The organism is uncultured Brevundimonas sp., assembly GCF_963974615.1.
GTDB lineage: Bacteria > Pseudomonadota > Alphaproteobacteria > Caulobacterales > Caulobacteraceae > Brevundimonas.
Genome location: NZ_CAXBDH010000011.1, coordinates 103,321 through 124,391 on the forward strand (window position 1 = coordinate 103,321; position 21,071 = coordinate 124,391).

A 21,071-nucleotide genomic window follows, 5' to 3' on the forward strand; every position below is an offset into this window, starting at 1 on the left:
CGACGATGTCGCCCTCCGGCCCAGCCCGGAACCACTTTCCCTTCCTTCCGCCGCGCTCTAAACCCCCGATCATGACAGTGTTCTGGATTTTGACCGGCCTGACAGCGGCGCTTGCCGGATTTCTGGTGATGGCCGGTGCCCGGCGGGGCGCGGAGACAGTGTCGGGCCTGACGTCCGACCTGGCCAGCCGCGAACTGGCCGAACTGGATGATCTTAAAGCCAGAGGGCTGCTGGACGAGGCGGGCTGGGCTGCCGCGCGCGCCGAGGCCGGACGCCGCTGGCTGTCGGCGGGCCGGGACGCCCGCGCCGCGCCGGCGGGTCAGCCGGGTGACCGGTTTCAGGTTCTGGCAGGCGTGGTTCTGTGCGTCGCGCTCGGACTGGGGCTCTATGTCGCCGTCGGCGCGCCGGGAATGACTGACCAACCCTATGACCGCCGGGTTGATCAATGGATGGGGGAGCTGGCGACGCTGGAAGCTCCGCAGATCGCCGCTGTGGCGGCACGGGTGGTCAAAGACCGGCCGGGTGATCAGGAAGCGCTGGTCATGCTGGGGACCGCCCGGTTCGAGGCCGGTGATCCGATCGGCGCGGCCTCGGCCTTTCGCCGGGCTCTGGAGATCCGGCCGGACGATGCGCGCAGCTGGGCGCGGCTGGGTGAAAGTCTGGTGCGCTCGCAGGACGGCGTTGTCGGCGGCGACGCCGAAGCGGCCTTCCGCGAGGCCCTCAGGCGCGATCCGGATCAGCTGGGCGCGCGCTATTTCCTGGGCGATGCCGCTCTGGCCCGGGGTGACGTCGCGGCTGCCCGTACGGTTTGGGCCCCATTGATCGCGGCGCTGGAGCCGTCTGATCCCCGTCGGGCCGATCTGCTGGAGCGGCTTGCGGCCGCCGGGGCCGGGCGCTGATGAGCTGGTTGCCAAAATCACCGAAGGCGCGGCGACGGCTATGGATCTTCGTCGCCGTCGCGCCGGTCCTGGCGCTGGCTGTCGGCCTGTCCCTGTGGGCCATGCGCGACACGGTGACCTTCTTCTTCTCGCCGTCCGAGGCGACGCCGGACAAGGCTCCTGCCGGTCGGGTGGTGCGTCTGGGCGGACTGGTGGTGATCGACAGCGTCCGGCACGGGAGTGACGGGCAGGTCGAGTTCGTGATCACGGACAATGCGGCCGATACCCGGGTGACTTATGGCGGCGACCTGCCCGATCTGTTCCGCGAAGGGCAGGGCATCGTGGCCCAGGGTGCGTTCGCGCCCGACCGCAGCTTTCGCGCGACCCAGGTTCTGGCCAAGCATGATGAAACCTATATGCCGCGCGAGGTGGCCGAGAGCCTGAAGATCAAGGGTGAATGGCGACCCGAAGCTGGAGCGACTGACCGGTGATTGTTGAATTCGGGGCCTTTGCCCTGATCCTGGCCATGACGTTGTCGGCGTTGCAGATGGGCCTGTCGGCGGCCGGTCGCCTCAGGCGCAGTCCGGTCCTCACCGGGGCCGGACAGGGGGCGGCCCTGGCGGCGGCCGTGGCCGTCGTCCTGGCCTTCGGCGCGCTGATCCACGCCTTCGCCGTCAGCGATTTCTCGGTCGCCAATGTCGCGGCCAACAGCCACACCGACAAGCCGATGCTCTACAAGGTCGCCGCCGCCTGGGGCAGCCATGAGGGGTCGCTGCTGCTGTGGTGCCTGGTCATGACCGTTTTCGGCGGGGCCCTGGCCCGGGCCCGGGGACTGCCGTTCGGATTGAAGGCCTCGGCGGTCGCGGTGCAGGGGGCGCTGTCGACCCTGTTTCTGGCCTTCGCCGTCTTCACCTCGAATCCGTTCGCGCGGCTGGACCCGGCTCCGTTCCAGGGTGCGTCGCTGAACCCTTTGCTGCAGGACCCTGCGCTCGCCATCCATCCGCCGTTTCTCTACGCGGGCTATGTCGGGTTTTCGGTGACCTTTTCCCTGGCGGTGGCTGCCCTGATCGAGGGTCGGGCCCAGTCCGGCTTCTGGCCCGCCTGGGGGCGCTGGGTGCGACCCTGGGCCCTGGCCAGCTGGGGGTTGCTGACGGTCGGCATCACCCTTGGAGCCTTCTGGGCCTATTACGAGCTGGGCTGGGGCGGCTGGTGGTTCTGGGACCCGGTTGAGAACGCCTCCTTCATGCCGTGGCTGGCGGGGACGGCCCTGCTGCATTCGGCAGTGGTGACCGAGCGACGCGGGGCCCTGGCCGGGTGGAGCGTGTTCCTGGCGCTGCTGACCTTCACCTTTTCGATGCTGGGGGCCTTCCTCGTGCGCTCAGGCGTGCTGACCAGTGTGCATGCCTTCGCCGTGGACCCGGACCGGGGGCTGATGCTGCTGGCCATTCTGGGGCTGACGTCCGGACTCGCCTTCGGCCTGTTCGCCTGGCGGGCCCCGACCCTGAAGGGCGGCGGGCTGTTCGCCCCGGTCAGCCGTGAAGGCGCGCTGGTGCTCAACATCCTGTTCCTGACGGCCGCCGCGGCGACGGTGATGCTGGGCACCCTGTATCCGTTGATCCTGGAAGCGGCGTCCGGCGCGACCATTTCGGTGGGGCCGCCGTGGTTTGCCATCACCTTTACCCCGCTGATGGTGGTTGCCTTCCTGATCCTGCCGGCCGGTCCGATGCTGGCGTGGAAGCGCGGTGACATCAGGGGGGTGATGCAGCGGTTGGCCCTGGCCGCCGGTCTGGCCCTGCTGGCGGGACTGGCGGGCTGGGCGCTGTTCGAACCGAAAATCGCGCTGGCCGCCGCCGGTATCGGTATCGGGGCCTGGCTGATTTTGGGAACCTTGGCCGAGGTGGCCGAGCGGGTGCGCCTGTTCCGGGGACCGCTGGCCCAGTCCGGTCGTCGTCTGAGGAAATTGTCGCTGGGGACCTGGGGCATGACCCTGGCGCATGCTGGTCTGGGACTGTTCGTGATGGGCGCGGTGGTCGAGACCAGCTACCGGGTCGAGGCGGCAGCTCCGCTGGCCATCGGCGGCGAAATTCAGGCCGGGCCCTGGGCCGTGCGGCTGAACGGGGTCGAGATGGTCGAGGGCCCGAACTACCTGGCCGAACAGGGGCGGCTGACAGTCGAGCCTCGCGGTGGTGGCAAGGGTCATGATGTCGTGGCTGAACGACGTTTCTTCCCCGCCGGTGGTCAGACCACAACGGAAGTCGGACTGGATTTCCGGGGTCTGGACGATGTCTATGTGGTCATGGGTGAGCGCCGCTCCACGGAGACGGAAGCCCGCGCCTGGACCGTGCGGGTGTGGTGGAATCCGTGGGCCCGGTTGATCTTCCTCGGGCCGGTGATCATGGCGCTTGGGGCCCTGCTGTCGCTGCTGGACCGGCGGTTGCGGGTCGGGGTCGGCATGAAATCACGGGTGAAGCCGGGATGAGACGGGCTCTGTTGATCGCTCTGGCGTCAGTGGGACTGATGGCCGCCGAGCCGGCGGCGGCTCCCGACCGACCCCTGGCCGATGCGCGGCAGGAGGCCCGGGCCCAACGGCTGTTCGACGGGATTCGCTGCGTCGTGTGTCAGCATGAATCGATCGCCGACAGTCCGGCGGGCATCGCCGGCGACATGCGCCGGTTGGTGCGCGAGGAAATCGATGCGGGTCAGTCGGATCAGGCCATCCGGGACGATCTGGTGCGCCGCTACGGTGATTTCGTGCTGTTCCGTCCGCCGGTCCGGGCGGGGACCTGGTTGCTGTGGTTCGGACCGTTGACGCTGGTATTGCTGGCCGGTGGCGGGCTGATGGTTCTGGCCCGAAGACGACGTCCTGAGACCCTGCCCCTGTCGCCGGATGAGGAACGTCGACTGGCTGAACTGCTGCGGGATGAGGCTGTTTGCCCTGATCCTGACGCAACTATGCCCAACGACAGGCAACAAGCTGGACCATTCAATTGATGTTGATGGTTTGGTCCCGGGCCAGACCGCCCTATATTCACCGATGAACGGGTGCACGGCACCCGCCTGAAAGGATCCACGCCCGAGATGATGAAGCGTAAGGAATTCATTCTGGGGGCCGCCGTCGGCCTGACCTTTGCCGCCGCCGCGACGGCGGGCGGCGTCATTCAGTGGCCGGGGGCTCACGCCGAGCCGGCCCGGGCCGTGGGGCAGTTGATCCCGTCAGCCGGTGCCGCCGGCGTGGCCTTTGCGCCGCCGCAGGGCGCGCCGCTCAGCTTTGCCGACATCTTCCAGCAGGTCGCTCCGGCGGTGGTGCAGATCGACGTCAAGACGCGGATCCCGCGCTCGCGTCGGGGGGTGCTCAATCTTCCCGGCTTCGGAGCCGTGCCGATTCCGGGAGCCCCGCGCGGGGATCAGGATCCGGGTGCGGAGGATGAGGGCGCGACGGCGATGGGGGCCGGGTCTGGTTTCCTGATTTCGGCGGACGGTTTCATCGTCACCAACAACCACGTCATCGAGAATGCGGAGAAGATCACCGTCAAGCTGGCCGACGGTCGCGAGATGGACGCCCGCCTCGTGGGACGGGACCAGGCCACTGACCTCGCTGTGATCAAGGTCGAGGGTTCAGACTTTCCCTTCGTCTCGTTTGAGGAACAGGCCCAGCCCCGGGTCGGGGACTGGGTCATCGCCGTCGGGAATCCCTTTGGGCTGGGCGGCACGGCCACGGCGGGGATCGTGTCAGCCCTCGCCCGGCAGAACGTCGATAACCAGACGGCCCAGTATGTCGATTTCCTGCAGATCGACGCAGCGATCAATCGGGGCAACTCGGGCGGTCCGACATTCGACATCTACGGCCGTGTCATCGGCGTGAACTCGGCGATCTATTCGCAGACAGGCGGATCTGTCGGGATCGGTTTCGCCATTCCGGCGTCCATCGCGAAGGGCGTGACGGAACAGCTGATGCAAAACGGTCGCGTGGAACGCGGCTATGTCGGTCTCGGCCTCAGAACGTTGAGCCCCGATGGCTGGGAGGCGTTGGGCCAGCCCCGCGACTTCAAGGGAGCTCTCATCGAGAGCGTAACGGAGGGTGGGCCTGCCGTCCGTGCGGGTGCGCGTATCGATGACTACATCGTCTCGGTCAACGGCGAAGCGGTGGCGGACAGTACAGAGGCCTCACGACTTGTCGGCCAGGCGAGGCCCGGCGAAACGATCCGTCTTGAGGTCATTCGTAACGGTCGCCACCAGACGCTGAACGTCCGTGCGGGGACCCGTCCTACGGAAGAGGAATTGCTGGCCGATGAGGGTTCGGGTTCCGGCGGTACCGCTCAGACCCAGCCGCCCGCCGCCCAGGTGGAGCCGGTAGAAGGTCTGGGCGTAGTGGCGCTGACGTCCGCCCTGCGATCGCGCTACAATCTGCCTGACAACGTCAGCGGCGTCATGATCACGAACGTGGCCCGCTCGACCCCCGCCGCGCGCCTTGGCCTGCAGGCCGGTTTTGTCATTACCCGCGTGAATACCCGGAACGTGACGTCCGCCGCCGACCTTCGGGCGGCCGTCGCGGCCGCGAAGCAAGCTGGCCGACCGAGCGTGTTGCTGTTCATCCGCACCCCGCAAGGCAATGTCGTCGCGCCTTTGAAATTTGACGACGGCGAATGATCACGACTCTGAACAAGCCTTAACTGCCCCCATCGCCGCCGATGCGCTAACATCGGCGGCGATTCCGAATCTGAGGGGCTGATTCCATGCGTATTCTGGTGGTTGAAGATGACGCCGAGGCGGCCACGGCGATGGTGCGTGGCCTGACCGAGGCTGGCAACGACGTGGTCCATGCGGTGGACGGGGCCTTCGGTCTGCTGGAGGCGCAGAAGGGCGGCTATGACGTTTATGTCGTCGACCGGATGATGCCGCGACTTGACGGCATCGGCATGGTCGAGACCCTGCGCAAGGACGGCGACCAGACTCCGGTGCTGTTCCTTTCGGCCATGGGTGAGGTCGAGGATCGCGTCGTCGGGCTGAAGGCCGGTGGCGACGACTATCTGGTCAAACCTTATGCCTTTGCCGAACTGATCGCCCGCGTTGACGCCCTGGCCCGACGCCGCGAGACCGGCGGGGTCCAGACCGTGCTCAAGGTCGGCGATCTCGAGATGAACCTGATCGCCCGAACCGTCTATCGGGGCGAGTCCGAGATCGACCTGCAGCCGCGCGAATTCCAGCTGCTGGAATTTTTGATGCGCCACGCCGGTCAGTCGGTCACGCGCACCATGTTACTGGAGAAGGTCTGGGAATATCATTTCGACCCCCAGACCAATGTCATCGACGTCCACATCAGTCGCCTGCGGGCCAAGATCGACAAGGGCTTCGATCACGCGATGCTGCAGACGGTGCGCGGCGCGGGTTACCGGCTGGAGCCCTAGGGCTGTATGCGTCTGCCATCGCTCTTTCGGCGGACGCCGTTCCGGCTGACGCTGCTGTTTCTGGCCCTGTTCGCCGCGGCAGCCAGTGCGGTGCTGGCCTATGTCTATTTCGCCTCGGCCTCGGAGGCCCAGGCTCGGGCCGAGGCCGACGTGCGGGCCGAGACCTCGGTCCTGACCGCCCTCTATCGGACCCGGGGCGTCGATGTGCTGAACCAGGCCCTGGTCGAGCGGGTCACCAAACGCAGTTCCTACCTCTATCTGCTGATGGACAGGGACGGCCGGAAGATCACCGGTGATCTGGATGTCACCGTGCGCAATCCCGGTGGAGCGGCCGCCGGCCAGCCGGTGAATGTCTCGCCGATCGATAATTACCGGGGCGGCGAACAGTGGGGGACGTTCCGGTTTTCGGACACGGATGCCGCCGGGAATGTGATCCGCCCACAGGCCATGGGGGTTCAGGTCACCCTGTCAGGCGGGGAGATGCTGGTGGTGGCCAAGGACCTCGGCGACACCGAACGCTACCTGTCGCGTCTGACCCAGGCCTTGTGGGCCGCGATGGGCATGGTCCTGCTGCTGGGCGCGGGCGGCGGCCTGATCGTCAGCCGCAATGTCGAACGGGCCATGGGACGATTGAACCGGGTCGTCACCGCCGTGCAGGAGGGGGATCTGAAGACGCGGGTCGAGGTGCGTCGCAGCGGTGACGAACTGGACGAACTGGGAGCCGGTCTCAATGCGATGCTGGATCGGCTGCAGGCCTCGATGGCCTCGATCCGGCACGCGGGTGACGCCATCGCTCATGACCTGCGCTCGCCGCTGACGCGGATGCGGGCCAAGCTGGAGGTCGCCCTGATCGATGCCGAGGCCGGCCGGATCGACGGCGTTGACGCCCTGCATCTGGCGCTGGGCGAGTCTGACGAACTGCTGAAAACCTTCAATACGGTGCTGGCCATTGCCCGGCTGCAGGCGGCGCAGGGCCGGACGCCGGACCCCGAGCGGTTCGACGCCGCCGGTCTGGCCGCCGATATGGCCGAGCTGTACGAGCCGGCTGCCGAGGACAAGGGACTGGAGTTCTCAGCCGAGATCGACACCGGCCTGATGGTCGAGGCCAACCGGCCCTTCCTCGCCCAGGCCCTGGCCAACGTTATCGACAATGCCATCAAATATACGCCGGCCGGCGGGGCCGTGATGTTGCGCGTGCGGCGGCGGTCGTCGGGTGAGATTGAGTTCTCGATTACCGACACCGGCCCGGGCGTACCGGACGATGACCGGGACCGGGTGGTGGAGCGTTTTGTGCGCCTCGATAACAGCCGCACCCAAACGGGTTCCGGGCTGGGACTGTCGTTGGTGGCGGCGGTCATGGAGGCCCATGCCGGGCGGGTGCAGCTGGATGAAGGGCCGGGTGAATACGGAGGCTTCGGTCCAGGTCTGCGGGTCGCGCTGATCCTGCCGGCGGCGACGTGAGTTCCCCGGTCCGGACAGGACCGCTCGGACCGCGGCTGCAGCCATGTGGTCCGGTCATCGACGCGGGCTCTGCGGAGCGCACGCATGAACGTCTCCTCGAGGCGGCTGTCGCCGGGGGCTGGGATGACCTGCTGCCCGTGGTCTGGCCGGCCCTGGCCCCGGTGTTTTCCGCTTCGCCCTATCTGGCGGGTCTGGTTCGACGGTGGCCGGAGCGGCTGAGGGCGACGCTCGAGACTGACCCCGAGGCACGGCTGGAGGCCATTCTGGACGCGACCCGGGCGCTGGAAGGCGAGCCAGATGCGCTGAAATCGCCCCTACGAAAATTGAAGGCCGAGCTTCATCTGCTGACGGCCCTGGCCGATCTGGGTGGGGTCTGGGATCTGGATCAGGTGACGGGGGCCTTGTCCCGCTTTGCCGATGCGGCAACGCAAACGGCCCTGGCCTCGGTGGCTTTCCAACAGCGTGAGGCAGGCAAATTGCTGGCGACGGTGGACGATCCGCGCGGACCGATTCCGGGCCTGTTCGGTCTGGCCATGGGCAAGCACGGGGCGTTCGAGCTGAACTATTCCAGCGACATCGACCTGTCGCTCTTCTACGAGCCCGAACCGCTGGAGGCGGCCCTGGCCCCCGGCGTCGAGGCGCAGAGGTTCGTCAATCGCGCGGCCCAGACCCTGGCCGGATTACTGTCGGAACGGACGGCGGACGGTTATGTGTTTCGCGTTGATCTGAGATTGCGACCCGACCCGTCCTCGACCCCGCCGGTCGTCGCCGCCCCTATGGCGCTGGCCTACTATGAATCGGTCGGCCAGAACTGGGAGCGGGCGGCCTTTATCAAGGCCCGGGCGGTGGCTGGAGACTTTGCTGCGGCTGCGAACTTTCTGAAGGCGCTGACGCCATTCGTCTGGCGACGCAGTCTGGATTATCCGGCTATTCTCGATATCCAGTCGATCAAGCGCCAGATCCATGTGCACAAGACCGGAGAGGGACTGGAGGCGGCGGGGGCCAATCTGAAACTCGGCCGCGGCGGTATCCGCGAGATTGAATTTTTCGTCCAGACCCAGCAGCTGATCCTGGGCGGGCGGAATCCGGCCCTGCGGATCAGCCGGACGGTGGATGCGCTGAAGACCCTGAGCGAGGCCGGCCACATCACGACGGGGGTCGCGAACGAACTGACCGGTTTCTATGTCAAGCTGCGCGGGCTGGAACACAGGGTTCAGATGCTGGAGGACGAGCAGTCCCACAGCCTGTCGGTGGAGCCGGGTCCCCGGGCGGCGGTCGCGGCTCTGGCGGGACAGGCCGATCTGGCCGGTTTCGATGCCGGGGTCGAACGGACCCTGCTTGCCGTCAACCGTCGCTATGGCGAACTGTTTGAAGGTGAGGAGGATCTGTCCTCGCCCTATGGCAGCCTGGTCTTCACGGGGATTGAAAATGATCCCGAGACCCTGGGGACGCTGAGCCGCATGGGGTTCAGCGATCCGGACACAGTCGCCGACACCATCCGCAGCTGGCATCATGGGCGAATACCGGCGACGCGTTCCGCCCGGGGCCGGGAGCTGTTCACCCGGTTGGCTCCGCAGTTGCTGACCGCTGTTGCCCGGTCCGGTGCACCAGATGCGGCTTTCCGACGCTTTGCCGTGTTTTTTTCCGGGCTGAGCGCGGGGGTTCAGGTTCAGGCCCTTTTCCTGGCTCAGCCGCAGTTGTTTGAAGTGGTGCTGGGAGTCATGGCGTTCGCGCCGCGTCTCGCCCGTACCCTGGGCCGATACCCGGCCGCGCTGGACAGTATTCTTGACGCCCGGTTCCTGCGGGATCTGGACGAAGATTCCGGGTTGCTGGCGCAGTTGGAATTTGAGGTCGCGGCCGCTGACGATTTCGAGATGGCGATGAATGCGGTTCGGCGCATTCATCGCGAGCAGATGTTCCGGATCGGCCTGCAGACGTTGACCGGCCGCGTCGGGGCGGCTGCGGCGGGGCGGGCCTATACGTCATTGGCTGACGGTACCATGCGGGTGCTGGCACCCGCCGCCCTGGCCGAGGCGACGCGCATGGGCGGAGCCATGACCGGCGGTGTCGCGATGGTCGCCCTCGGCAAGGCCGGGTCGCAAGAGATGACCGCCGGCTCTGACCTTGATCTGATGACTGTCTATGAGGCCAGGCCCGAGGCCGTGTCCGAAGGGCGTGGCTGGAGCGCGGAGGTCTTTTTTGCCCGCTTCACCCAACGGCTGATCGCGGCGTTGTCGTCACATACGGCTGAAGGGGGGCTGTACGAAGTCGATATGCGGTTGCGGCCGGGTGGCTCCAAAGGGCCGGTCTCGGTCCGGCTCGGGCGGCTGGTAGATTACTACAAAAAAGATGCGGACACTTGGGAGTTCATGACCCTGACCCGGGCACGGGTCGTCTGGGCCAGTGACGCGGCGTTCGGAGAGCGGGTCGGAGAGGCGATCGAGGCGGCGCTGCGTCGTCCGCGTCCCGGGGCGGACATTGTGGGGGACGTGCGGCGCATGCGCGACCGGATGGAGCAGGGGCGACCGGCGCGGGGGTTCTGGGATCTGAAGCTGTCTTCCGGCGGTCAGGTCGATGCGGAGTTTGTGGCCCAGTTCCGCCAGCTAACGCGGGCCGTGGCGGGGAAGGCCCTGACCGTGTCGACCCTGGAGGCTCTGGAAGACGATCCGGTGCTGGCCGAGGCCTGGCGCATGCAGCAGCGTCTGGCCCAGGTGTTGAGTTGCGCGTCGGATGACCGACCGGACCCGGAGACCGAGCCTGAGGGGTTTCGCCAACGCCTCGCCGAAGCGGCCGCGGAACCGGATTTTCAAACCTTGAAACGCCGTCTGACCGAGGTTCGCGCGGCCGCACGGGCGGCCTTCGAGGCGCTGCTTCCGCCCCCCAGCGACGGACTCTGAGGCGGGCCCCGTTAGAGACTTCAGACGGGGAAACTGCGACCGCCAGTTCTGCGGTCTCTGGAGACTGATCGTTATGAAGAAGACCCTCATGCTGGGTGGCCTCGCTGCCCTGACTCTCGCCGCTGCCGGTGGTGTCGCCCTGGCGCAGCAGGCACCGGCCGGTGCGACGCAACGACATGCCCGTGCGGACGCCAACGCCGATGGCCGCGTCAGCCAGGCTGAATTCGTGCAGCAGCGCGTCCAGCGTCTGATCGCGAGCGATGCCAACCGGGATGGCACGGTGACGGTCGAGGAACGCCAGGCCGCCATGCAGGCCCATCGCGCCGAGCGAAACACGGCCCGCTTTGCCCGGCTGGATGCCGACAACAACGGGACCATCAGCCGCAGCGAATTCGACGGTGCCCATGCGGCGCGCGGCGAAGGTGCCCGGGATGGGGCGCACGGCGAGCGCAGCCGCGGTCACCGGGCTGGCCGGCACGGCAACCGTGGTGGCGCGATGGCGCATCAGGGTGAGCGTCGCGGGGCCGACCGTGGTCCGGTCGTGATCACCGAGGCCCGGGCGCGGGCGATTGAATCCTTCGCTCGTCTCGATACGAATCACGATGGTTATCTCACGGCTGAGGAAGGGCGCGCCGGGCGGCAGCAGATGCGCGAGCAGCGCCGGGAACATATGACGGAACGCGGTGCCGCCCGTCAGGCCCGGAGACAGGCGTCGCCCGCGTCGTCGCCTTCGGAGTAGGATGATGTCGGGGAAGGCGGTCATCGACCGGCCGGCCCTTTCGGTCAGTCACGAAAGGACCCGGATTGGCGGGAATCGACGACCCCGACGAGGATCTGGTGCGCCGCGTGGGTCAGGGCGACCCCGCGGCCATTCAGGCAATGGTGGCGCGCAAGCTGCCGCGCATGCTGGCGCTGGCGCAGCGCATGCTGGGCGACGCGGTCGAGGCCGAGGACGTGGCCCAGGAGGCCATGCTGCGGGCCTGGCGTCAGTCCCGGAAGTGGACGCCGGGCCGGGCGAAATTCGACACCTGGCTACATCGGGTGGCCCTCAACCTCTGCTACGACCGGCTGAGACGGCGGCGAGAGACGCCGACCGCCGTGCTTCCCGAGCGCGCCGACGAGACAGCCACGCCGGACCGGGGCTTGCTGGCTGCCGATGTCGGAAAGCGTGTGGACGCGGCGCTGGCGCAGCTGCCGGATCGTCAGCGCGAGGCCATCGTGCTGTGCCACTATCAGGAGCTGACCAATATCGAGGCCGCCATATTGATGAAGGTCAGTGTGGACGCGCTGGAAAGTCTGCTTTCGCGGGGCCGCCGGGCCCTGCGACAAGCCTTGGCCGATCTGGCACCCGAGGGTGCCGGCCGGCCAGTTAGGGGAGAACGGGGATGAACCTGCAGCAGATGAAGGCGCAGGCGGACGCCTGGGGCGGCGACCTGCGTCGCTGGCCGGACGACGCGCGTGCGGCGGCGGAGCGATTGCTGGACTCCGAGCCTGTCGCCGCGGGTCGGATCGTCGCCGAGGCCATGGCGCTGGATGAGGTGCTTCATGCGTCGCCGCGCCCTGTGCCTTCCGCCGCGTTGCGTGACCGGGTGATCGCCTCCGCTGCCGTGGCCGGCCTCAGGGTTCGTCGTGGCGGACGGTTCCGGATGGATCGCCTGGTGCTGGCATCCGGTTTGGGATGGGCGGCGGCGGCCTGTGCCGGGATTGTCGTCGGCCTGACCCTGACCACCCGATTGACGGCAGACCTTCAGGCGGATGCGGTTCTGTATCAGGCCACCCTGGCCGGAATGGATGATACGGAGGTGCTGGGATGACGCCCAATTCGCTCAAGATCGGTCTTGCCGTATCGGTGGCCCTGAATCTGTTCGCGATTGCTGCCGGGGTGACCGCTGTGGTGAACCACAGCAGGATCGAGGCGCGGGTTGAGGCTGATCGGCGGACGCCGCGGGCCTCACCGATCCGGGCGCTGATTGCCTCGATGGACCCCGAGATCGGTGAACGGGTTCATGCGGAATTGCGCGCTTCGGCGCTGGCCTCGCGCTCTGATTTTGAGGAGGCCCGTTCGGCGCGCCGTTCAGCGGTTGCCCTGGCCGGTGGCGAGACCTTCGATGCGGCCGAGGTCCGGGCCATGCTGGAGCGGTCGCGTACGGCTGAGCTGCGGGGTCGCGCCCGTCTCGAGGAGACCGCCGTGTCAGTTCTTGCCACGCTGGATGTCGATGACCGCAAGGCGCTGGCCCCCATTCTGGCTCGTCGTGGTGGCCGGAACGGTCGAGGTGGCGCAGAGCGTGGGCCCCATGCGGACCGGAACGAAGCGCCGCCCCCGCACTAGACCTTCAGGCTGCGCGGGCCTGTTGCGGTTCGGCCATGACCGGGCGTTCGATGGGCAGGGCGAAGCTGACGGTCGTGCCCCGGCCCGGTTCGCTGTCGATCACCATCTCGCCGTGATGCAGCTCGATCAGTGATCGGGTCAGGGACAGGCCAAGTCCCGTACCCTGGGTGGTTTTGGAGTGCTGTCCTTCCACCTGTTCGAACGGACGGGCCAGGCGGGCAACGTCTTCAGGCGCGATACCGATGCCGGTGTCTGTCACCGCGACACGGACCCTGCCCTCCTCGCTTCGAAGGGCCACGATGATATCACCGCCCTCCGGCGTGAATTTCACGGCGTTGGAAATGAGGTTCAGCATGATCTGCTTCAGGCCGCGGTGATCGGCATCGATTTCCGGCAAGTCTGGCGCATCGAGGCTGAGCGTCAGGCCGCTTTCCTGAATCTTGCCGCGCATCAGCCGGATGGCATCCTCACACAACTCCTGCAGTGACACCTTCTCATAGTGCAGGGTCAATTTGCCGGCCTCGATCTTGGCCATATCGAGGATGTCATTGATCAGGCTCAACAGGTGTTGGCCGGATTGCAGAATGTCAGCCGCATAGCCCTTGTAGCGGGCATCGCCGAGCGGCCCGAACATCTCGGCTTCCATGATTTCGGAAAAACCGTTGATGGCGTTGAGCGGGGTGCGCAGCTCGTGGCTCATATTGGCCAGGAATTCGGACTTGGCCTGGTTGGCGGCCTCGGCCCGGGTCATCGCCACTTCGTATTTGCGCGCCAGCTGTGACAACTCTTCCCGACTGATTTCCAGCTGATTGACGGTTGTCTGCAGGGCCTGGGCGGCTCGCTCGCGCTCGGCCTCCTGCTGTTTGATCGCGGTAATGTCGGCGGCGGTGACGACGGATCCGCCATCGGAGGTAAAACGCTCTGACAACTGCAGCCAGCGGCCGTCATGCAGTTCGACCTCGCGGGCCCCGGCCCGGCCTCCGGCCGCAGGACGGTCGCCCTTGATGGCCAGGGCGGCGATGCGATTCAGATCGTCCTTGAGCGCCCCGCGACGCACTATGCCGGCCTCGAAGGAGAAGGCGTCCTGGAAGGCCTGATTCCACAGGATCAGCCGGTTATGCTTGTCGAACAGGACGAAGGCGTCGGAAACGCTTTCGATTCCGTCCCGCAGGCGACTTTCCGCGGCCTGGGCATGCGCCTTGGCGCGGCGGGCTTCGGTAATGTCGAGGGCAACCCCGAGGATGCTGGTGAAGCCGGCGTCGCCGCGCGGACCGCGCGACTGGCCGCGCGCGTCGATCCAGCGGGCGCGACCGTTTTCGTCGGGCACAGGGAAGGTGACTTCAAAGGCACCGAAGGTCGCGGCCTGCCGCAGGGCGTGATCGACCGCCGCCCGATAGCGGGGGTGGATTCGCGCCGACACGGCCTCGGCTGTGACCGGCCCGCCCTGCTCGAAGCCAAGCAGCACGGCCATATAGTCCGAGAGATTGACCTCGCCCTCTTCGAGGTCCCATTCCCAGACACCACACCGGGCCCCTTCAACGGCAATGCGGAATCGCCGTTCCGAGGCGGCCCATTCGCGACTGGCCCGGGCCTGCCGTCGGTGCATCATCAGCACCAGTCCCAGAACGACCACGCCGATGCCGAGCGGCGCGGCCAGAACCCAGACGTCGTTCAGCAGGGCGTTTGCGCCGATGCTGAACGGGGCCGAGGCTACGGCAATCAGGCCGCTTTCCCCGACCGGTACGGCGGCGCGGATGAGCCCCTCCTTGTCCAAATGAACGGTGACGACGCGTCCGTCCGCTTCGATCGGGGCCGAATCCAGCCCCAGCGCCGGGTTGCCGTCTGCCCCGCCGTCTGCGGTTCGCCCGGATGCCAGCACGGTGGTCGGGTCGGTGAGCAGGGACAGGTCCACGCCGACGCCGGTCGTCAGTTCCGGCAGGGGAACCCGGCCGACCAGAACGACCTCGTCCAGTCCCGCCGGTTGCAGCAGTAGGGCCTGACCATCGGCAGAGAGATGAATTCCGGCATCGGAGGAACCGGTGAAGCTGTCGGGCTTGTCCCCGACGGCGGCAAGCACGCGGCCGTCGGCGGTGATGACGGCGAAGGCCGAGCCGGGAGAGACGGCCCGGGCGGCGTCTATGGCGTCGAGGGGGCGATATGGCCGTGCCGCAAGGGTGTCCGCGCCGGCTTCCGCCCCGCGGCGCACCGGAGCCAGCCGGTTTTCGAGGTCGAGCGCCAGAAGGCGGGCCTCGCTGGCGACGGCCTGGGTACGGAGTGCATCGACCTCGAGACCGGGGCGGGCGATTTCACGTGCGAACAGGAGGACATAGGCGGCAATGGCGAGGGCAATGGAGAGAATCAGGACGCGTGCCCACGTCGGCGCACTGGTGCGTCCGTCAGAGGTGCGGCGCCCCTGTTCAATTATGCGGCGCTCATTGCCCCGCAAGGCACTCTCCCGGACGATTCGATGACGAAGGCCCGAATCTAGGCTGCGTCGCGGATTCGTGTCGAGAGCTGGTTAACGATGGTCAGGCAGCCTGGGTGGCCGGAGCCTCGATTCCCGGAGGCGTCGTCAACTTCTCGGTGATTGTTTTCAACAGGCTACGGGCCTCTCCGGCCAGGCGACGAGTTTCGGGCGGCGCATCATCGGGAGCGTCATCGACCGAGGCGACCAGCTGTTCGGCCAGGGCCATCAGGGCCGGCGACGCGTTGATCAGACGTGCCTGGAACTCGATACGTTGCGGATCGCGGTCATATTCCGCGCCGGGGACGCGCCAGCCGCCCCAGTCGGTCACATCGGTGACAATGACCGGGTAGGTGCCGGGGAAGGGGTGGTGGAGGCATTCGTCGGCCTGCTGCCATTTGTTGCGGGCGCGCAGCAGGCGCCAGTTGTCATCGGCCTGGGCGCTGACCGGATCCTCGACCGGCAGCATCAGCTCATGGCCGAGAAATTCCCGACCGAGGCCGACGTCGTAGGTGACCCGGACCGGTTCCTCGAAGCCTTTGGCCCAGACAGGCTGGACCTTTTCGATCTGGGCCCATGCACCAACGCATTCGACCCAGACTTTCTGGCCTTTTTGAAATTGAGCGCGCGCCATGATGTCTTCCTGTGTGTCCTCGTCACAGAATGCCCCGGCGGCGGTGAACAGGGGGTTCCGGCCTATGGTTAAGGCCGGGTAAGCGGGGCCTTGCGGGTCACGTTTCCGGATCTGTGTCGCCGCTTCCGCTTTCGCCGGACGGCCCGGGAGGCTAAGCGGGGCCATCACGCCGGAGAACCGATCATGACCACCACAGCCAACGTCGCACGCGCCATTCTTGATCGTCTGGGCGTTGATGCCGCGACCTGGGACGGGACCCTGGCGGTCCGGTCGCCGATCGACGGCGTGGGTGCGGGGGCTGTGGCCGAGGCCGACGCCGCCGGCGTTGAGGCCGTGCTGGTTCGCTCGACGGCCGCGTTTGACGCGTGGAAGCGGGTCCCGGCTCCGCGCCGCGGCGAGCTGGTGCGCTTGCTGGGCGAGGAGCTTCGGACAGCCAAGGACGACCTGGCCATGCTGGTCACGCTGGAAGCCGGCAAGGTGATGTCGGAGGGTCTGGGCGAGGTTCAGGAGATGATCGACATCTGCGAATTCGCCGTCGGCCTGTCGCGGCAGCTGTACGGGCTGACCATGCCGTCCGAGCGCCCGGGCCACCATATGCGCGAGACCTGGCAGCCGATGGGACCGGTTACCATCATTACGGCCTTCAACTTCCCGGTCGCGGTCTGGGCCTGGAATGCGGCGCTGGCGCTGGTGTGCGGCGATCCGGTGATCTGGAAGCCGTCGGAGAAGACGCCGCTGACGGCGTTGGGGGTGCAGGCGGTGTTCGAACGCGCCGCGGCCCGCTTCGGTGATGCGCCGGAAGGTCTGGCGCAGCTGGTCATCGGCGGTCGTGCGATCGGCGAGACACTGGCGAAGGATCCGCGGGTCGCGCTGGTTTCGGCGACGGGCTCGACGCGGATGGGTCGGGCCGTGGCCCAGACCGTGGCCGGACGGCTGGGTCGCTCGCTGCTGGAGCTGGGCGGCAACAATGCGATGATCCTGACGGCCAGTGCCGATCTGGAACTGGCGGTGCGGGCCATCGCCTTCTCGGCGGTCGGGACCGCCGGTCAGCGCTGCACCAGTCTGCGCCGTCTGCTGGTGCATGAGGATGTGGCTGATGCCCTGCTGACCCGTCTGGCCAGGGCCTATGACACCTTGCCGGTCGGTGACCCGCGCGAGGACGGGGTGCTGGTCGGGCCGCTGATCGACGAGGACGCGGTGAAGGGCTTTGAGTCGGCCCTGACCCAGGCGGTGGCCCAGGGCGGCACGATCGTGGCCGGCGGCACCCGGGTCGAGCGCGACGGCTTCTATGTGCGGCCCGCCATCGTGCGCATGCCGGCCCAGACCGAGATCGTGCGCCACGAGACCTTCGCCCCGATCCTGTATGTGATGACCTGGACGGAGTTCGACGCGGCGGTGGCGATGCAGAACGACGTGCCCCAGGGCCTGTCCAGCTGCGTCTTCACCGACAGCGTGCGCGAGGCCGAGCAATTCCTGTCGGCCTGGGGCTCGGACTGCGGCATCGCCAACGTCAATATCGGCCCCTCGGGTGCCGAGATCGGCGGGGCCTTCGGCGGCGAAAAGGACACCGGCGGCGGGCGCGAGAGCGGGTCGGATGCGTGGAAATCCTATATGCGTCGTCAAACCCAGACGATCAATTTCTCCGACGAACTGCCGCTGGCGCAGGGGGTCAAGTTCGAGGTCTGACCCTGGGCCGGAGACGCGGCCACGGGTCTGCGTCCGGCGGCCCGAGGGTCCGGCCATGGAAGGGCGGGCGGAGCGCCGGGCCTTCGCCCGGAGATCTTTGATTCTACCGTTTCGACGAAGACCGACGCTCCGCGTGGAGATTTTCGACGAGCTTGCGGTCGGCAACGGTCTTACCGCCTAGCCGCACCGATCGCCGCGGGCGGGGCCGGGCCTGTGACCCGGTCCCGGAGCGGCCGGGGTATCCTCGCCCGACCCTGACCCCGCTTCTCCACTCCCGCCACACACCAGGTCGCAGGCCTCGCGGCCCTTCCTTGCGACGGGACGGACGGAGGATGGCACGCGGCTGGAGGGGGGTGGGAAGTTGGGGTGGAGAAATGCGGAAGGTGGTGCGGGGCAAGGGATTGGGGGGGGGAATCCGGATGGTTTTTCGCAAACACCTCGCTTCCCTCTCCCGGCGGGAGAGGGCTTGAGCGCACGACGGCGACCGCCGTCGTTCTGGCGCGACCCGAAGGGCGGCGCGAAGCGTCAAAGGGTGAGGGGTTATGGTGCGATCATGGGGACACCGTACCCCCTCTCCCCAACCCCTCTCCCCAGGGAGAGGGGCTCAGCGTCCGTGCCTGAACAGATCGCGCTGGCGCGCGCCGCTGGGTCCCGGGGTCGGCGCGGCTGCGCCGCTTGCCCCGGGATGACGAAAGCAGGGAGGGTCAGTGACCGGACCCGGTGGCACTGGCGCGGGGGCGCGGGCCACCCCACTATTGGACCCGCAAGGGGAATATGATGGTCGAGTCGACGGGAATGGGACTGGGGCACGCGGTGGCGTTGCTGGCGGCCATGGTTCTGGCCGCGACCCTGTTCCGGCGACTGGGGCTGGGCGCGGTGCTGGGCTATCTGGCCGCCGGTGTGCTGATCGGACCGTCGGTGCTGGGCGTGGTGCGCGAGCCCGAGGCCGTCCTGCATGTGGCCGAGTTCGGCGTGGTCATGTTCCTGTTCGTCATCGGTCTGGAGATGCGACCGGCGCGACTGTGGACCCTGAAGCGCGAGATCTTCGGTCTGGGCGCGGTGCAGGTGGGGGTGTGCGCCCTGCTGCTGACCGGGGTGGCGATGGCGGCGGGTCTGGCCTGGTATGCGGCGCTGATCGCCGGCTTCGGCTTTGCCCTGTCCTCGACCGCCATCGTCATGCAGTTGCTGGAGGAGCGCGGCGAGCATTCCGGTTCGGCCGGGCAGCGCGTCGTCTCGGTGCTGTTGTTCGAGGACCTGGCCATCGTGCCCCTGCTGGCGCTGGTGGCAGTGCTGGCGGGGACTTATGGCGCAGCGGTCGAGAGTGGCAATTCAATCTGGATGACGGTGGGGCTGGCCCTCGGGGCGGTGGCCGTCGTGGTCGTGGCCGGGCGCTGGATCGTCAATCCCTTCTTCCGCCTGCTGGCCCGCTATGGCGGTCGCGAGGTCATGACCATGGGGGCCCTGTTCGTGGTGCTGGGGGCCGCCTGGGCCATGCATCTGGGCGGGCTGTCGATGGCCATGGGGGCCTTTCTGGCCGGGGTGTTGCTGTCGGAGTCCAGCTTCCGCCACCAGCTGGAGGCCGATGTCGAGCCGTTCCGCGGGGTGCTGCTGGGCCTGTTTTTCCTGAGCGTCGGCATGTCGCTGGACCTGGGGGCGGTGTTCGCCGACTGGCCGATCGTGCTGGGCGGTCTGGCGGCCCTGATGGGGGCCAAGATGATCGCCGTCTATGCGGTGGCCCGACTCCGTTCAGGTCACGGTGAGGGGCTGTTGCGGGCCGCCCTGATGGGTGAGGGGGGCGAGTTCGCCTTCGTCCTGTATGCGGCGGCGCTGGCGGCCGGTCTGTTCGATCCGCGGACGGCGTCGATCCTGTCGGCGGTGGTGATCCTGTCGATGGCGGTGACGCCGTTGCGGGTGCTGATCGCGGACCGGCTGAGGCCGCGCGACACCGTGTCGACCGACGGCGTCGAACACGCCGAGGATCTGCGCGAGCGGGTGTTGATCATCGGTTTCGGCCGCTTCGCCCAGGTGGTGTCGCAGCCGCTGCTGGCCCGTGACGTCGATGTGTCGATCATCGAGACCGATGTGGAGATGATCCAGGCCGCCGGTAATTTCGGCTTCAAGGTGTTTTACGGTGACGGCGCGCGACTGGATGTCCTGCGCGCATCCGGGGCCGGGCGGGCCGAGACGGTTCTGGTCTGTGTCGACAAGCCCGAGGTGGCGGACCGGATCGTCGAACTGGTCAAGGCCGAGTTCCCGCTGACCAAGCTGTTTGTGCGCGCCTATGACCGGGGGCATTCGCTGCGGCTGATCGAGGCCAATGTCGAATATCACATCCGCGAGACGTTCGAATCCGCCCTGGTGTTCGGCGAGCAGGTGCTGATCGATCTGGGCTTTTCGGACGAGGAAGTGCGCGAAACCATCGAGGACGTCCGCCGGCGGGATCAGGAGCGACTGGCGCTGCAGGTTTCGGGCGGGCTGACGGCGGGGCGCTCGTTGATGCGCGGCAATATGCCGACACCGCAACCGGCCCCCTATGTGACGCCCCGGCGCGAAGGACAGATGCTCAACGAAGCCCCGGTGGCCGCGCCGGACGCGGTCGTCGACTGAGGCCGGACAGACGAAAGGGCGGCACCCTGCGATGCCGCCCCTTCGGTTTCTTGCCGGGGTCGGGGCCTATTGGCCGCCGTGACCCTGGGCGTTGATCAGGGCGATGCGGGCCCGCAGGCTCTCGTCTTCGGACACGGCCGTCGAGATGGCGTTGAAGCGTTCGATGTCGAGGCCGGAGTTCTGGACGGCGGCGGCCATTTCAGCCTGCTGCTCGGCCGTGGCGGCTCCACCCTCGACATTGGCGGCGACACTCACGACCACGGCCATGGCGGCGGCGAACTGACCCAGTTCATGATCGCTGACACCGGCAGCGACCGAGCCGGCCGCGGGGGCGGGGGCGGTTGCGACGGCGATGCGGGCGCGCAGGGTCGGGTCTTGCGACACGGCCGTGGCGATGGTGTTGAAGCGGTCGATGACCAGACCCGAGCCCTGGACGGCGGCGGCCATGGCGGCCTGCTGCTCGGCGGTGGGCGTGCCCTCAACCGCGGCGGCGACCGTCTGGACCTCGGTCATGGCCGAGGCGAAGGCGCGGAGTTCAGCGTCGGTGATGTCGCTGGACGGCGCGGTCTGGACGACGGCTGCGGCGCTGTTGAGCGGCGCGGCAGCGGCCGACCCCCCGGCGATCAGGGCGGCGATGGAGGCGGCGATAAAGAGACTGGTGCGCATGGAAATCCTACTGTTGGCAGTCACGTCCGGGGACCATTCAGAGC

Annotated in this window: 17 protein-coding genes; 14 read left to right on the forward strand and 3 right to left on the reverse strand. The window is 67.6% G+C overall.

Going from position 1 to position 21,071, the window contains the following annotated elements; genetic code table 11:
- Positions 1–71 precede the first annotated feature (71 nt).
- The 12 genes from ccmI (at position 72) to AAC050_RS09425 (ending at position 12,970) form a co-directional block, all read left to right on the forward strand.
- Entirely contained in the window at positions 72–899 is an 828-nt protein-coding gene (ccmI, locus tag AAC050_RS09370) for a c-type cytochrome biogenesis protein CcmI (RefSeq protein WP_339914815.1), read from the forward strand.
- Positions 899–1,369, forward strand: coding sequence for a cytochrome c maturation protein CcmE (ccmE, locus tag AAC050_RS09375; RefSeq protein ID WP_339914816.1), 471 nt, complete (start codon positions 899–901; stop codon positions 1,367–1,369). Before ccmI ends, ccmE begins: the two co-directional genes overlap by 1 nt.
- Positions 1,366–3,357 (forward strand): heme lyase CcmF/NrfE family subunit, encoded by a 1,992-nt coding sequence (locus AAC050_RS09380; RefSeq protein ID WP_339914817.1) that lies wholly within the window; start codon positions 1,366–1,368, stop codon positions 3,355–3,357. Before ccmE ends, AAC050_RS09380 begins: the two co-directional genes overlap by 4 nt.
- The gene (locus tag AAC050_RS09385) at positions 3,354–3,869 is read left to right on the forward strand and encodes a cytochrome c-type biogenesis protein (RefSeq protein ID WP_339914818.1); all 516 of its coding nucleotides are present in this window, start codon (positions 3,354–3,356) and stop codon (positions 3,867–3,869) included. Before AAC050_RS09380 ends, AAC050_RS09385 begins: the two co-directional genes overlap by 4 nt.
- A gap of 87 nt (positions 3,870–3,956) precedes the next feature.
- Positions 3,957–5,525 carry a Do family serine endopeptidase gene (locus tag AAC050_RS09390; RefSeq protein WP_339914819.1) on the forward strand — a complete coding sequence of 523 codons (1,569 nt, stop codon included), beginning with the start codon at positions 3,957–3,959 and terminating at the stop codon, positions 5,523–5,525.
- Positions 5,526–5,611: 86 nt separating this feature from the next.
- Positions 5,612–6,283, forward strand: coding sequence for a response regulator transcription factor (locus AAC050_RS09395; RefSeq protein WP_339914820.1), 672 nt, complete (start codon positions 5,612–5,614; stop codon positions 6,281–6,283).
- Positions 6,284–6,289: 6 nt separating this feature from the next.
- Positions 6,290–7,744: a HAMP domain-containing sensor histidine kinase gene (locus tag AAC050_RS09400; RefSeq protein WP_339914821.1), complete on the forward strand. Its 1,455-nt coding sequence runs from the start codon at positions 6,290–6,292 to the stop codon at positions 7,742–7,744.
- On the forward strand, positions 7,741–10,641 hold the full coding sequence (locus AAC050_RS09405) for a bifunctional [glutamine synthetase] adenylyltransferase/[glutamine synthetase]-adenylyl-L-tyrosine phosphorylase (protein ID WP_339914822.1): 2,901 nt from the start codon (positions 7,741–7,743) through the stop codon (positions 10,639–10,641). Before AAC050_RS09400 ends, AAC050_RS09405 begins: the two co-directional genes overlap by 4 nt.
- A 73-nt stretch (positions 10,642–10,714) precedes the next feature.
- On the forward strand, positions 10,715–11,380 hold the full coding sequence (locus tag AAC050_RS09410; protein ID WP_339914823.1) for an EF-hand domain-containing protein: 666 nt from the start codon (positions 10,715–10,717) through the stop codon (positions 11,378–11,380).
- A 65-nt stretch (positions 11,381–11,445) separates the two neighbouring features.
- Positions 11,446–12,030: an RNA polymerase sigma factor gene (locus tag AAC050_RS09415; RefSeq protein WP_339914824.1), complete on the forward strand. Its 585-nt coding sequence runs from the start codon at positions 11,446–11,448 to the stop codon at positions 12,028–12,030.
- The gene (locus AAC050_RS09420; protein ID WP_339914825.1) at positions 12,027–12,455 is read left to right on the forward strand and encodes a hypothetical protein; all 429 of its coding nucleotides are present in this window, start codon (positions 12,027–12,029) and stop codon (positions 12,453–12,455) included. Before AAC050_RS09415 ends, AAC050_RS09420 begins: the two co-directional genes overlap by 4 nt.
- Entirely contained in the window at positions 12,452–12,970 is a 519-nt protein-coding gene (locus tag AAC050_RS09425; RefSeq protein ID WP_339914826.1) for a periplasmic heavy metal sensor, read from the forward strand. The genes AAC050_RS09420 and AAC050_RS09425 overlap by 4 nt, the downstream gene beginning before the upstream one ends.
- 4 nt (positions 12,971–12,974) lie before the next feature.
- Here AAC050_RS09425 and AAC050_RS09430 read toward each other — a convergent pair whose 3' ends face one another.
- Both AAC050_RS09430 and AAC050_RS09435 read right to left on the reverse strand, forming a co-directional pair.
- Positions 12,975–15,416, reverse strand: coding sequence for an ATP-binding protein (locus tag AAC050_RS09430; RefSeq protein WP_339914827.1), 2,442 nt, complete (start codon positions 15,414–15,416; stop codon positions 12,975–12,977).
- Positions 15,417–15,498: 82 nt separating this feature from the next.
- Positions 15,499–16,068, reverse strand: coding sequence for a hypothetical protein (locus AAC050_RS09435; protein ID WP_339914828.1), 570 nt, complete (start codon positions 16,066–16,068; stop codon positions 15,499–15,501).
- Between the two features lie 183 nt (positions 16,069–16,251).
- Here AAC050_RS09435 and AAC050_RS09440 point away from each other — a divergent pair, with 183 nt between their 5' ends.
- Both AAC050_RS09440 and AAC050_RS09445 read left to right on the forward strand, forming a co-directional pair.
- Positions 16,252–17,754, forward strand: coding sequence for an aldehyde dehydrogenase family protein (locus AAC050_RS09440; protein WP_339914829.1), 1,503 nt, complete (start codon positions 16,252–16,254; stop codon positions 17,752–17,754).
- 777 nt (positions 17,755–18,531) lie between these two features.
- On the forward strand, positions 18,532–20,361 hold the full coding sequence (locus AAC050_RS09445; protein ID WP_339914830.1) for a monovalent cation:proton antiporter-2 (CPA2) family protein: 1,830 nt from the start codon (positions 18,532–18,534) through the stop codon (positions 20,359–20,361).
- 66 nt (positions 20,362–20,427) lie between these two features.
- On the opposite strand, the gene AAC050_RS09450 is transcribed toward AAC050_RS09445, so the two are convergent.
- Positions 20,428–21,027: a DUF4168 domain-containing protein gene (locus AAC050_RS09450; RefSeq protein ID WP_339914831.1), complete on the reverse strand. Its 600-nt coding sequence runs from the start codon at positions 21,025–21,027 to the stop codon at positions 20,428–20,430.
- Positions 21,028–21,071: the final 44 nt, after the last annotated feature.

Bases quoted from the DNA above. Each gene is read 5' to 3' on its own strand.
- AAC050_RS09385 (WP_339914818.1), top strand. From the start codon at position 3,354: ATGAGACGGGCTCTGTTGATCGCTCTGGCGTCAGTGGGACTGATGGCC.
- AAC050_RS09450 (WP_339914831.1), bottom strand. From the start codon at position 21,027: ATGCGCACCAGTCTCTTTATCGCCGCCTCCATCGCCGCCCTGATCGCC.
- AAC050_RS09410 (WP_339914823.1), top strand. From the start codon at position 10,715: ATGAAGAAGACCCTCATGCTGGGTGGCCTCGCTGCCCTGACTCTCGCC.
- AAC050_RS09425 (WP_339914826.1), top strand. From the start codon at position 12,452: ATGACGCCCAATTCGCTCAAGATCGGTCTTGCCGTATCGGTGGCCCTG.
- AAC050_RS09435 (WP_339914828.1), bottom strand. From the start codon at position 16,068: ATGGCGCGCGCTCAATTTCAAAAAGGCCAGAAAGTCTGGGTCGAATGC.
- AAC050_RS09390 (WP_339914819.1), top strand. From the start codon at position 3,957: ATGATGAAGCGTAAGGAATTCATTCTGGGGGCCGCCGTCGGCCTGACC.
- AAC050_RS09445 (WP_339914830.1), top strand. From the start codon at position 18,532: ATGGTCGAGTCGACGGGAATGGGACTGGGGCACGCGGTGGCGTTGCTG.
- AAC050_RS09400 (WP_339914821.1), top strand. From the start codon at position 6,290: ATGCGTCTGCCATCGCTCTTTCGGCGGACGCCGTTCCGGCTGACGCTG.
- ccmE (WP_339914816.1), top strand. From the start codon at position 899: ATGAGCTGGTTGCCAAAATCACCGAAGGCGCGGCGACGGCTATGGATC.
- AAC050_RS09440 (WP_339914829.1), top strand. From the start codon at position 16,252: ATGACCACCACAGCCAACGTCGCACGCGCCATTCTTGATCGTCTGGGC.
- AAC050_RS09420 (WP_339914825.1), top strand. From the start codon at position 12,027: ATGAACCTGCAGCAGATGAAGGCGCAGGCGGACGCCTGGGGCGGCGAC.
- AAC050_RS09395 (WP_339914820.1), top strand. From the start codon at position 5,612: ATGCGTATTCTGGTGGTTGAAGATGACGCCGAGGCGGCCACGGCGATG.
- ccmI (WP_339914815.1), top strand. From the start codon at position 72: ATGACAGTGTTCTGGATTTTGACCGGCCTGACAGCGGCGCTTGCCGGA.